This is a genomic window from Candidatus Thermoplasmatota archaeon, assembly GCA_035541015.1.
In the GTDB taxonomy this organism is placed as follows: domain Archaea; phylum Thermoplasmatota; class SW-10-69-26; order JACQPN01; family JAIVGT01; genus DATLFM01.
On the sequence record DATLFM010000061.1, the window covers coordinates 1 to 11,644 of the forward strand.

Sequence of the window (11,644 nt, forward strand, 5' to 3'; positions counted from 1 at the left end):
GTCGTGGGCATCCGGCTGCCGATCTTCTGGGCCGGCGCCGTGGCGCTCCTTGCCAACACCGCCGCGTACCCCGGATGACCTCGATGTAGCCGGTCGCAAGCGCAGAGAGGGCGCGCGACCGGCTGGCGCGTCCCAGCGCCAGAAACACGGCGAGCGCGAATCCGCCGGCCACGGAGATCGCCGTGAGCTCGAGCGTGACGAGCGCGCCCTGCAGGAACGCCTCGCGGATGCCCCACACGCGCGCGAGCCGTCCGAAGAACGTGCCGCCGACGATGACGGGGTGCTCCATCGTGGAGGAGCGTCCCTCGTCGTCGGTCACGCGAAGTTCGATCGTGTACGTGCCGGCTTCCGTGTAGGCGTGCTCCTCCGTGATGTTGCCGGGCCGGAAGTCCGCTTCGGGGTCGTCGCCCCATCGCCATTCGTACTGCACGATCCGGCGCGCGCCTGCGGAGGGCTGGCTGAAGGTCGCGTCGACGGTCACGACGGTGGCACCGTCGCGTTCTTCGGTCCTCGCCGTGAAGTAGGCGAGCGGCCGCGCGCCTTCCACGTACACGGTCTGCAGGGCGAGGCTCTCGCGCCCCGCCGTGTCGCGGATGCGCAGCGCGACCTCGAACACGCCGGCCTGGCGGAAGACGTGCGAGGACGTCGCGTTGCCCGGCTCGAAGCTCCCGTTGGCCCACCGCCAATGATACGATTCGATGCGCTCGCCAGGCGACGGCGAGGACAGGCTCGCGTCGGCCAGGAAGGCCGCCCCGGTGCGGCCCACGGCGGGCTGCACGGTGAAGAACGCGCGCGGCTCGTCGGCCGCCTGCGCGGGCGCCAGGGCCAGAAACCACGGCAGGGCCAGAAGCGCAAGGAGCGCCCGGGAGGCCCGGGCGTGCCCACCCATCGGGTGCCTACACCTGCCAGCGGTCGGAGAGCCGCGTGAGCGTCCCGTCGTTGCGCATGTCCGTCAAGGCCTGGTTGAACGCCTGCAGCACCGCCGGCAGGTTCTTCGAAACCGCGATCCCGAAGCTCTCGTCGACCGAGATCGTGAAGGCCTGCTTGAGCCGGCCTCCCGACTGCTCGATGAGGAACCGCACGGCGGCGCGGTCGATCATCATGGCCACGGCGTCGCCCCGCTGCAACGCGTCGGCGCACGGCGGGAAGGTCGGCAGGAGGAGCAGCGTGGCGTCGGTGGCGCCGGCATTGTCGCGCAGCCACTGCTCGGACGTCGTGCCCGTCTGCGTGCAGATGCGCTCCCCGTCTTGCATGACGCGGGCGAGGTCGTCCTCTTCGGCGACGTCGTCGTTCTCGGAGAGGGTGGCGACGAGAAGCTCGTTCTCGTAGTAGGGGACCGTGAAATCGACCTGCTGCCGGCGCTCGGCCGTGATGGTGAACGCGCTGATGCCGCCGTGCAGCTGGCCGTTCTGGATGGAGGGGATGATGGCAGTGAACTCCATGTGCTGGAGACGCACCGTGTACCGGGTGCGGTTGGCGATCTCCCGGATGACGTCGGGGTCGAAGCCGAAGATGTTGCCTTGCTCGTCCTGGTCTTCGAAGGGCGGGTAGGCGGCTTCGGTGCCAATCAGAAGCTCCGTTGGACCGTCGCCCGGTCCGTTGCCTGGCGTTCCAAGACATCCGGAAAAGACAAGCCCGACTGCGAGTACCCCGACCCAACGCGGCGTGCGATCTGCCATCGTATCCCGGGGTCTATCCGGGATGCCGACCGATGAACAAGTGACAACGCCTCTTGGACAAGTGGGCAAGCCCTTTTGGCGTGGGCCGCCTGGAACCCGCTACTGGGTCGAGATGACGATGACGTCGCGGACGCTCTTCACCGCGTCGAACGGGAAGACGAGGTACCCGCGGTCGTCGCGCTTGAACAGGCGCGGATCCACGTCGTCGCTTGGCTCGACGAGCACCTGCGTAAGCTCGCCCGTCTTGTCCTCGACGACGACGTTGCGGAGGCGGCCGATCATCATGCCCTCGTCGGACATGACGGTCTTTCCCTTGACCTCGGACGCGAGAATCCTCATGTGCATCCCTTGCGCGCAGGATCGGGCGCCATTCTATTTCTATTCTTTTCTTTTGATTCACCGAGGTTGTCCCAGAAAGCCCTAGCTTGCCGCACGGGCGATGTGCCCTCATGCCCGCCGAAGATCACGTTCCAGTCCAGCCGGACAGCGGAGAGATGCCGACCGAACCTGCGCCGCGGCACCCCGTGGGGCCGTCTGGCCCCCAGGCCCACATGAACCTCCCAAGCCAGCGGCCGCGGGAGCGGACCGACTTCCGCGGCCTCGTGCTCGTGCTGGAAGGCTGCGCCCTTGCGATCGAGGGGGTGCGGGACCAGATCCGCGCCGGGCGCGGACATGCCGCCTCCGCGCAACGCCTCGACGATCTCGCCCGCCTTTGCCGCGAGATCGCCGGCGAACTCCAAGCGCCCGAGCGGGAGCGCGCGGCCGGCCCCGACGTCGCCTGAAGGGCGAACGCTTATGCGTCGGGGCGCTCCTTGGCCAAGGTCCGCCCCATGCCGGGAATCGAATACGCCACACGCGAGCGGACGGACGAGGAGGTCTTCGAGCTCCTCGCGCCCGAGGTCGCGTCGTGGTTCCGCGGGCGCTTTGGCGCCTTCACGCCCCCGCAGCGCTACGCCGTCGCGGAGCTCCACGCCCGCCGCAACGTGCTCATCTCGAGCCCCACGGGAAGCGGCAAGACGTTCTCGGCGTTCCTTGCGGCCGTCAACGAGCTTTTCCTTCTGGCCAAGCGAGGTCGCCTCGAGGATCGCGTCTACGTCCTGTACGTGAGCCCGCTCAAGGCGTTGGGCAACGACATTCGGCGCAACCTCGAGGAGCCGCTTGCCGAGATCTACGCCTCCGCGGAGTCCACGGGTCTTCCGAAGATCCGCGTGGGCGTGCGGACCGGCGACACGTCCCCGCGAGAGCGCGCCCAGCAGGCGCGCAAGCCTCCGCACATCCTCATCACGACGCCCGAGACGCTTGCCATCCTCCTGGCCGCGCCCAAGCTCGGACGCGCCCTCGAGCGGGTCCGTTGGATCGTCGTGGACGAGATCCACGCGCTTGCCGACAACAAGCGCGGCGCTCACCTTGCCCTGAGCCTCGAGCGGCTCTGCGAGCGGGTCGAGCGGGCCCACGATCCGCGCCCCCCCGCCTCCGCGGCAAGCGGGCGTGCCGGCCGAGCGCGCCGTTCCGTTGTGCGACGGATGGACCGCAGCCGGAGCGGTGCGGCGACAAACGGCCCCCGCCCGGCGGCCCGCGTCAGCGCGTTCCGCCCCGTTCGGATCGGGCTCTCCGCGACCGTCGCCCCGCTCCCCGACGTCGCCGCGTTCCTCGTCGGACGAAGACCGGACGGGCGCCCGCGGGACTGCCTTGTCGTGGACACGCGGGTCGAGAAGGAGATCGACGTCGCCGTGCTGTGCCCGTCGGCCGATCTCGTGAACGCGCCGCCCGAGGAAGCCTCCGCCGCCCTCTACCGCGCGCTCGACCGGCTCGTCCAGGAGCGGCGCACGACCATCGTCTTCACGAACACGCGCGGAGGCACCGAGCGCGTCGTGCAGGAGCTCAAGCGCCGGTTCGGCGCCCGCTACGCGGAAGCGGTGGGGGCGCACCACGGCTCGCTCTCCCGTGAGGAGCGCCTTGGCGTGGAGGAGCGTCTCAAGAGGGGCGAGCTTCGGTGCGTGGTCACGTCCTCGAGCTTGGAGCTGGGCATCGACGTAGGCGCGGTCGACCTCGTCGTGCTGCTGGGAAGCCCGAAGGGCGTCTCGCGCGCGCTTCAGCGCGTGGGCCGCGCCGGCCATCGGCTCAAGGACGCAAGCGTGGGGCGCATCCTCGTCCTCGACCGCGACGACCTCGTGGAATGCACCGTCCTTGCGCGGCTTGCGCGCGAGCGGGCGCTCGACACCGTTCGGATTCCCCGAACGCCGCTGGACGTGCTGGCGCAGCATGTTCTGGGCATGAGCCTCGACCGACGCTGGGATCTCGCGGAGGCCCACGCGCTCGTGCGCGGGGCCGACCCGTACCGCGACCTTTCCGAGGAGGATCTCCGCGAGGTCCTGCGCTACCTCGCGGGCGCGCGCGAGGAGCTCGCCGAGAAGCGCGTGTACGGCAAGCTGTGGTTCGACGAGGAGGCGGGCGCCTTCGGTCGCCGCGGGCGCATGAGCCGGCCCATCTACTACACGAACACGGGCGTGATCCCCGACGAGGCGGCCGCGGCCGTGGTGACGCTGGGGGGTCGCTTCGTCGGCCGGCTCGAGGGCGAGTTCGCCGAGCAGCTCAAGCCCGGCGACGTGTTCGCGCTCTCGGGCTCGACCTGGGCCTACCGGTCCGCCACGACGGGCAAGGTGCTCGTGGAGCCGCGCCCGGGGGCCTCGCCGACGATCCCCGCCTGGCACTCGGAGCAGATGCCGCTGTCCCGGGAGCTTGCCGATGCCGTCGGCGCCTTCCGGCGGAAGCTGGACGAGCGGCTGGACCGGGACGACCCCTCGCAGGTGGCGGCGTGGCTTGCCGCCGACCATCGGCTCGATCCCGAGGCCGCGCGCGAGGTCGTGCGCTACTTCGTCGAGCAGCGCGCCGTCGCGAAGGTGCCCTCCGACCGAAGGCTCGTCGTCGAAGAGTGCATCGACGAGTCCGGAAGCGGGCTAGGACGCGTCGTCTACGTGTTCCACTGCGTGATCGGCCGCCGCGCCAACGACGCGCTCGCCCGCGCCGCCGGGCGCGTGGTGGCCAAGTACACGGGGCACACCTGCTCGCTTACCGTGAGCGACAACGGATTCCTCCTCGCCTACCCGCGCCGCGTCTTCCGCCGCGCCGAGCGCGGGACGCTTGGCGACCACGTGATCGAGGACATCCTCGACCCGCACTCGCTGCGCGGCGAGCTCGTGGCCGGCTTGGAGGGAAGCGAGATCGTGCAGCGCCGGTTCCGGCACGTGGCCGGGCGCATGCTGCTTGTCCTCCGGAACTACCTCGGGCGGGGCGGTCCGCCGGGGCGCGCGCAGCGGCAGGCGGCTTCCCTGTACAAGGTCGTGCGGGGGCTCGGGTCGAACTTCCCCGCCATGAAGGAGCTGTGGCGCGAGGTGCTGGAAGAGGCGATGGATCTTCCGCGGGCGCAGGCCTTTCTCGAGCGCGTCGCGGCTCGCGAGGTGGAGGTCGTCGTCCTTCGCAACCGCGACCTGCCCTCGCCCTTTGCCTTCCATCTTGCGGCGGCCGCCGGCGCCGACGCGAGCTTGTTCGAGGAGCGGCGCGCGGCGCTTCGCGACCTCCACGCGCGGCTGGCGCGCAAGCTCGCCGCGGACGGCGCGAAAGGATAGGTGGGCCCGCCGCCGGGAGTAGCCCCCTTTTTGTTTCCCCACGAACGTCACCGTTCGCGGGCAGGCGGCATTCGCCTAAGCGGCTACGGGTGGTGCGCCTTGCGGCACGGAGGCGGGTGTCCTCCCACCGGTCGCCTTGCTCCGGGGCGGATGGCACGTTTCACGAGCTCGCGGCGGGGCGTCCAAGGCGGGCCTTTTCATCCCCCGTTCGATCGACGAACGTGGCAGCCGTGAGCTGCCCTTCCGCCGCGCTCTGTCGTTTCTGCTCCTCCGCGCGGGCTCTCGCCCGCCCGGCTTGCGCCGGATCCCTTCCCGCCGGAGAGGGGAGCTTCCTCAGTTGGGACTCCGCGGGTGCGGAGCAACCGTTGGCCGCCCTCCGGCTTCGGGCCCACGGTCGCACCAAGCGCCCGGAGACTTAAGCATTTGCATGGGAATGCGGCCGCGTGCTCGGCAAGACGGTCGTCGTCACGGGGGCGAGCTCGGGCATCGGGCGCGCGACGGCCGTCGAGCTTGGCCGCCAAGGCGCGCGAGTCCTGCTGGTCGCGCGCGACCGCGAGCGCGGCGAGCGCGCGCTTGCCGACGTTTTGCGAGCGGGGGGAACGGGCGAATGCCTCGTCGCCGACCTTTCCCGGCAGAAGGACGTCCGTCGGTTGGCCGCCGACATCCTGGATCGCAACGACCGAGTGCACGTCCTTGTCAACAACGCCGGCGCCATGCACGGGCGGCGCATGCTGACGGAGGACGGGTTCGAGCGGACCTTCGCGCTCAACCACCTCGCCTACTTCCTCCTGACAAACCTCCTGCGCGGCGCGCTTGTCGCCGCGGCGCCCTCGCGCGTCGTGAACGTGGCCTCGCATGCCCACTTCTTCGGCCGCATCCATTGGGACGACCTCAACCTCGCACGGAACTACGGGCCGTGGCGGGCCTACGCGCAGTCGAAGCTTGCCAACGTGCTGTTCACCTACGAGCTCGCGCGCCGGTGGGAAGACGAGGGCGTGACCGCAAACGCGGTGCATCCGGGGACCGTGGCCACGAACTTCGCCCGGGGGCCAAGCGGTCGTGTGGGCGCGCTGCTCCGCCTGGCGCGGCCGTTCCTCCTCTCGCCCGAGCAGGGCGCAAGGACGGTCCTCTGGGCGGCCAGCGCGCCCAAGCTCGACGCCGTGACGGGCCAGTACTTCTATCGCCGGCGTGCGTTCCCGTCTTCGCGACGGTCCCGCGACGAGGAGGCGCAGCGGAGGCTTTGGGAGCAAAGCGAGGAATGGACGGGGCTCTCGACGCATCGCTCCGCTTTCGCGCTCGAAGGGGAGCGACGTGCCACCGACGAACGTCCTTGGCGGTAGGTTGCTCTTGCCGCCCGCGCCTCGTGGCTCGGGATGCGCGCAACGTCCGAGCTTGTCCGGAGAGCCATGGCCGTGCTCCTGATCCTCATCGTGGCCGTCGCCGCCCACGACGGGACGAAGGCGTGGATCCGGTCCGGGTCGACCGTGGCCGTCGGCACGAGCATGACGCACGGCGACTCGCCGCAGCGCGGCGTCGTGGACAACGGAGACCTCTCGCAGTTGGCGCCCGTCCGGCGACCGGGGGAAGTCGTGCCCTTCCTGGCCGCGCGCGACAGCGGGAACCGCGTCGCCGGCGACTTCGGAGACGTCCTCGTCTTTTGGGCCAACGGAGACCGGTCCGGGCGGGGCCTGCCCGTCCAGCATCGCGCGATCGCCTGGGTCGAGTTCGACCCGCGGACCGGCCTCTTCGACGTGCCCGAGGCCGGGCTCGCCGACGTCGATCGCCTCGTCGTGCCGGGCGTGGGAGCGCGCGGCGCAAGCGGCTATGACCGGCTGACGCTCGAGCTTCCGCTTGTCGTGCGCGCATCCGACGGTTCCTGGCGCTATCCGTTGGGTCAAACGAGCGGCTGGGTGACCAAGGGCGACGCCTCGCCCTACTTCGACCAGAGCCCCGCGGGGAGCACTTCGTCGGCGACGCGCCCCGCCATCAGTGGCCTCGTCCACCCGTCGTGGGTGATCGGCAAGGTGATCCGCGTGTGGGACGGCGGCGATCTCGACCGCGTCGCGGCGGGCGTCGCCGTCGCCGTCGGCCTCGCCGGCGTCGTCGTTGTGCTGGGCGCCGAGGGATTCCCGCGCCTTCCCACCGGACGCAACGGGCGCCGGCCCGCCTAGAACGCGCCTTGACCGGCGTCCAACCCGCGCATCGCTTGCGCAAGAAGTCGCTAATAGGGTTTCTCGCCGAAACCGTCGACCATGCCGTACCGTGCCGCCGTTGGCTTGGCGTGCGTCGCGCTGCTTGCAGCGGTTGCGCCCGCGTGCGCCGCCGCCGAGGCCTCCGAGGCGGCCAAGGGCGAGCGACCCACGCGCGTGTCCGTGGGCGCGCCCGAGTTCTTCCTCGAGAGTCCCGCCGGCGAGTCCGGATCGATCGGCTCTCCGGCAGGCGCGCAGGCGCGTTGGGACACGCGCGCCGCCGCGGAGTCGCGCGACGGCACGCTTGCCGTGCGCCCGCCGTCGGCCGGCGCGCGCCTCTCGCCAAGCGCCCCGTCTGCGGTCGAGGTCCACCTGCGCGCGGAAGCCCGGCCCGGCGCCGAGGCGGCCCAAGCCTGGCAGGAGCGGTCGGAATCCGCGGAGCAGACGATCCGCCCGCTGATCCCCAAGCAAGGGCCGCGGCCGCCTGGGCAGTCGGATCCAAACAACGGCCACGAGATGCCTTCCCTAAGTCCGCATGCGGTCTTCGGCCTGCTTCGCGGACCCGTCGGGTCGACGCTGCGCGTTGCGGACTCGCTCGTCGGCTCGATCTTCCTCGACCTGCGGCACCAGTGGAACGCCCCGGCGATCGAGCATGAGGTGGCGTTGGATGCCGACGCCTCCGCGCCCGCGGCTTTCTCCGAGCTCCGCCTGGACTTCGCGCTTCCCGAGCAGCGCGCGCACGTCCCCACCGTCGAGGCGGAGGTTTCGCTCGGCGGCGCAAGCGCGGAGGCGGATGTCGGCGAAGAGCCGGAAAAGGCGTCGTCGTCGGGCGGGGCGCTCGCCGCCGCGGACGCGTGGCTCGCCAAGGACGAGCAAGCGTCGCAGCTTGTCCCGGGCGAACTTACGTTCGCGAACCAAGGCGGGCTTGCGCAATCCGTCGCGCCACGCTCGGTCGGCCACGCGGGCACGGCGTCGAAGCCCGCGACGGCGACCACGCCCTCGCCGGCCGCCGCCGTCGCGCTTGCGCTGGCTGCGCTTGCCCTTCCCTTCTGGCTCTTGTACCGCCGCCTGTCGCGGAGCGACGATTCGCCCGCGCGCGCGAGCATTCTCGCGTTCCTCGAGACCAACCCGGGCGCCACGGCGGCCTGCGTCGCACGCGCGCGCGGCTTGCACTACACGACGGCGGCGCACCATCTCGCGGCGCTCGCGCGGGTGGGCTTCGTCGTCGCGGTGCAGGTCGGCGGCCGGCGGCGCTTCCATCGCGCGACCGGGGCGCCACGGCCCTCGGGCGTCGCGGTGCTGCTTGCGGGCTCGCCCCAGAAGCGGCGCATCCTCGAGGCCATCCGCAGCGAGCCTGGCGTGCGCCCGGCGCACCTTGCGCGCGCGCTTGGCCTGCCGCGGTCGTCGGTGCGGCATCACGTCGACGCCTTGGCGGCCGCAGGCGTGGTGACGATCGAGTCCGCAACAGGCGAGGTCCGCCTCCGGCCGGCGTGAGAAGAAAAGGGGAAAAGGGAGACCGAGGCCGGGTTTGGTCGGGTGTGCAGGGAGCGGTCCGACCTCGGTTCCGTTGCCGTGTGCCCCCTCGGGAGAGAATCGGGGCAACGCCAGGGTGCGCGAGGGGGAACGTATGCCTTTTCCGAAGATTCTGTACGGGGACGGGGATTTGGGCGACCCTTCAACGCCGCATCGTGAGCTCAGGCGAAGTCGAACAGCTTCGGTTGCTTAGTCGCCACCCTTTCGTCGCCGCGTTCGGGCGCCTTCGCGCGCTTGCGCGGACGCGCTTGTCAGGTTGCTGGCGCTCGTGGAGGCCTCGCCGGGGAGAGGGAGGCCGACCGTTGCTCGGGGGTCGCCGCCGCGCGGCGGAGTGCGATTGTCGTTTCGCCCCCGAGCCCATGTGCACTTGCGCGAACATGCGCGTTCCGGAATCTTGTATCCGGTGGGCAGTCGTTCTAAGGTCGTTGACGGTTGGGGGGCTATTCCTTCAGCGGAAGGGTCCGGGCTGCAGATACGCACTCAACACCGAAGGTCTCTCCGAAAACGGATTGTGCCGCCTCGCCAGCGGCACGTCGGTTAGCAATGTCAGCATCATAGAAAACATGCCCTTTGAGTTTATTGGCCACGTAACTCCGCACCCAGTTGTCCGCAGGCATCAAATCGCTAAGCGGGCTGACAGTTCCGGCTGAAAGAATGACCGGGCACGCGTGAGCCTCTTCATCAACATCAGGCGGCTTAGGAAAATCCACCCATAAATCGGAAAGATGTGTCTGGTTATGAGACGGGAGCCGTTCAAAAATTTTTGCCCTCAGTTGCTTTTGGCGTTGGCGAACGCTACCCGCCAGTAATGGGATTTTTGGCCTGCTTTCGGGCGTCACGGTAGTCTTTTCGATCTGCAAGCATCTTTTTAGTAGATTGCGATTCCAGATCCTGCCCAAAGCCTCATTGGAACTTGCTTGGGCAAGTAGGTGGGCCTCGCTTATGTCGAGCGCTTCGCTTATTCCGTGAGGGATTATCGGACTGTCGTCAGGTGCACGTTCATATATTGAGCGAAACATGGCTTCCAATGTTCTTACCTTATGATGGTGGTAGATCGCGGTATAGAGCGTAAGTTTCGCCAAGAGAATCTGTTCGAGATAGTTTACCGAGCCGACCTTTACGGCGAGAGAGCCGTTCCACTCTGTTCCATCAACAATATCAAGGGAATGGACAAGGCGGCTCGTATCGATTTCCGCCCGAACTCCGGTATAGTGGCAGTCTCTTATGATGTAATCTAGCTTGTCCGAATCGAATGAACCATTAATGATGTCGATTGGCCATCTTTCGTCGCTTCGGTCGGGGCGGCCAATGATCATGCGACCTAACAAGTGAAAGTCTACGTTGCGTAGAGCAAAACCACCGCGAGTATGCCCATGTTCCCGCGCGACCGTATTCAAGAACCAATCTTTGAATGCCTCCGATGTAACGATGACATACGCAACTGCTTCCCCGACTCTTATTCCAGAAAGGCGGCCACTCTTTCCGTGAACCCGCGCGTCTTCGGCGTCGGCCAAGAGGTCCGGTGCTAATTCCTCCAAAAGGTCTTCACCGAGGTGCGAGAACGCCACATGCCCGGTATCGTGGAGTAGCGCGGCTAGACGGACATGAACACGGACCTCTTCCGTTACCTTTTCACGGCGAACCGTTTCAAGGGCATGGAGCATTCGTTGGGCGACGGCCAGGACGCCGAGGCTATGTTCAAGCCGAGAGTGATTAGCACCCGGATAAACAAGGAAGGCCAACCCCGTTTGGTGAATGTATCGGAGTCTTTGAAGCAGGGGGGAATCCACGATATCCACTTCGTGCGGTTCTAGCGGAATGAAGTGGTGGACTGGATCGCGAATGACCTTTGATCGATGAGACTGGTGAGTAGGCAGCGCGGCGAACTTCTTTCGCACCCATTCTTCCATCGAGCTTTGCAGTTGTGCGACAGTCGTCTCCACGATTTTTCCGCCTTTAAGCAACGATTCCGTGAGTTGTGTCAGAGACAACCGCTTCGGCAATTTGGCGCGCCAAAAGCCGCTGCTGTTCTGGAACTGTTCTCTCGAGTTGCTGCTTGAGCTGAGATTGCGCCTCTCGATGGATTCGAAGCCGGGTAAACCCAGGGTTTAGCACTTCAACCAAGCTGCCGTACTGTAGAAAAGTCAAGAACTCGCTAACTTCGGGAGAATACGGGCCATTATTCGGGTGTTCGATGAATCGGATCCCGCGGAAAAGTTCAGGGTTGGCATGGCCGAATTGCTCCTTTATTCGGACGATCGCACGGGCCCAACGGATGGCATCTGGCGTGTATGTCTTATTGTGGGGCAGGTAAGCGTAAACTAGCGTGAGGAAGTCAAGATACCCGACCCGCGGGTCGGCAGGGGATATGGGGTAGGTCATGGTTTCACCGGGTCCTTCCTAGGTAATCAGCATCACGCGGGGTGGGGCGAACCGACGCCCCCTCCTTTCCACTCGGCCCCGCAGCTTGGTTCACACAAGCGAGATGCTTTAAATTCAGAAATATTTTGCGCTCGTAAAGTTTTATTTATTTCCGTCACTATTTCGGGATTCTTGAAACGCGGAAAGAAGCCGTTCTCCGAGGCCGAGAAACTGCTGGGCCGGGACACCTGTAGGG

General features: G+C 67.6%; 10 protein-coding genes and 1 other RNA gene. 5 read left to right on the plus strand and 6 right to left on the minus strand.

Translation table 11 applies throughout. From position 1 onward, the window contains the following. The 3 genes from VM681_05595 to VM681_05605 all read right to left on the minus strand — a co-directional run. Nucleotides 1-889: PKD domain-containing protein (locus tag VM681_05595; GenBank protein ID HVL87463.1), on the minus strand; the 889-nt coding region annotated here is incomplete at its 3' end. A 7-nt stretch (nucleotides 890-896) separates the two neighbouring features. Continuing rightward, complete coding sequence (locus VM681_05600; GenBank protein ID HVL87464.1) at nucleotides 897-1,679, minus strand: transporter substrate-binding domain-containing protein; 783 nt, start codon at nucleotides 1,677-1,679, stop codon at nucleotides 897-899. 99 nt (nucleotides 1,680-1,778) lie between these two features. Further along, nucleotides 1,779-2,018, minus strand: a complete 240-nt coding sequence (locus VM681_05605; protein HVL87465.1) for a PRC-barrel domain-containing protein — start codon at nucleotides 2,016-2,018, stop codon at nucleotides 1,779-1,781. 110 nt (nucleotides 2,019-2,128) lie between these two features. Between VM681_05605 and VM681_05610 the strand changes: the two genes are divergently transcribed. Then, nucleotides 2,129-2,461: a hypothetical protein gene (locus tag VM681_05610; GenBank protein ID HVL87466.1), complete on the plus strand. Its 333-nt coding sequence runs from the start codon at nucleotides 2,129-2,131 to the stop codon at nucleotides 2,459-2,461. A gap of 48 nt (nucleotides 2,462-2,509) precedes the next feature. Beyond that, nucleotides 2,510-5,305: a DEAD/DEAH box helicase gene (locus tag VM681_05615; GenBank protein HVL87467.1), complete on the plus strand. Its 2,796-nt coding sequence runs from the start codon at nucleotides 2,510-2,512 to the stop codon at nucleotides 5,303-5,305. Nucleotides 5,306-5,312: 7 nt separating this feature from the next. Here the strand turns inward: VM681_05615 and rnpB are convergent. Then, nucleotides 5,313-5,690: RNase P RNA component (rnpB, locus tag VM681_05620), an RNA gene on the minus strand. 58 nt (nucleotides 5,691-5,748) lie between these two features. On the opposite strand from rnpB, the gene VM681_05625 reads away from it, so the two are divergent. The 3 genes from VM681_05625 to VM681_05635 all read left to right on the plus strand — a co-directional run bounded on the left by VM681_05625 (nucleotide 5,749) and on the right by VM681_05635 (nucleotide 8,988). Further along, nucleotides 5,749-6,645, plus strand: a complete 897-nt coding sequence (locus VM681_05625; GenBank protein HVL87468.1) for an SDR family oxidoreductase — start codon at nucleotides 5,749-5,751, stop codon at nucleotides 6,643-6,645. 66 nt (nucleotides 6,646-6,711) lie between these two features. After that, nucleotides 6,712-7,476, plus strand: coding sequence for a hypothetical protein (locus VM681_05630; protein ID HVL87469.1), 765 nt, complete (start codon nucleotides 6,712-6,714; stop codon nucleotides 7,474-7,476). Between the two features lie 105 nt (nucleotides 7,477-7,581). After that, a complete protein-coding gene (locus VM681_05635; GenBank protein ID HVL87470.1) occupies nucleotides 7,582-8,988 on the plus strand; it encodes a helix-turn-helix domain-containing protein in 1,407 nt (468 codons plus the stop codon). A 479-nt stretch (nucleotides 8,989-9,467) separates the two neighbouring features. On the opposite strand, the gene VM681_05640 is transcribed toward VM681_05635, so the two are convergent. Both VM681_05640 and VM681_05645 read right to left on the minus strand, forming a co-directional pair. After that, nucleotides 9,468-10,970 (minus strand): HD domain-containing protein, encoded by a 1,503-nt coding sequence (locus tag VM681_05640; GenBank protein ID HVL87471.1) that lies wholly within the window; start codon nucleotides 10,968-10,970, stop codon nucleotides 9,468-9,470. 471 nt (nucleotides 10,971-11,441) lie between these two features. Continuing rightward, on the minus strand, nucleotides 11,442-11,644 hold a 203-nt coding region (locus VM681_05645; GenBank protein HVL87472.1), incomplete at its 5' end, for a hypothetical protein.

Coding starts and splice junctions, on each gene's coding strand:
- VM681_05600 (HVL87464.1), bottom strand. CDS start 1,679: ATGGCAGATCGCACGCCGCGTTGGGTCGGGGTACTCGCAGTCGGGCTT.
- VM681_05605 (HVL87465.1), bottom strand. CDS start 2,018: ATGAGGATTCTCGCGTCCGAGGTCAAGGGAAAGACCGTCATGTCCGAC.
- VM681_05610 (HVL87466.1), top strand. CDS start 2,129: ATGCCCGCCGAAGATCACGTTCCAGTCCAGCCGGACAGCGGAGAGATG.
- VM681_05615 (HVL87467.1), top strand. CDS start 2,510: ATGCCGGGAATCGAATACGCCACACGCGAGCGGACGGACGAGGAGGTC.
- VM681_05630 (HVL87469.1), top strand. CDS start 6,712: ATGGCCGTGCTCCTGATCCTCATCGTGGCCGTCGCCGCCCACGACGGG.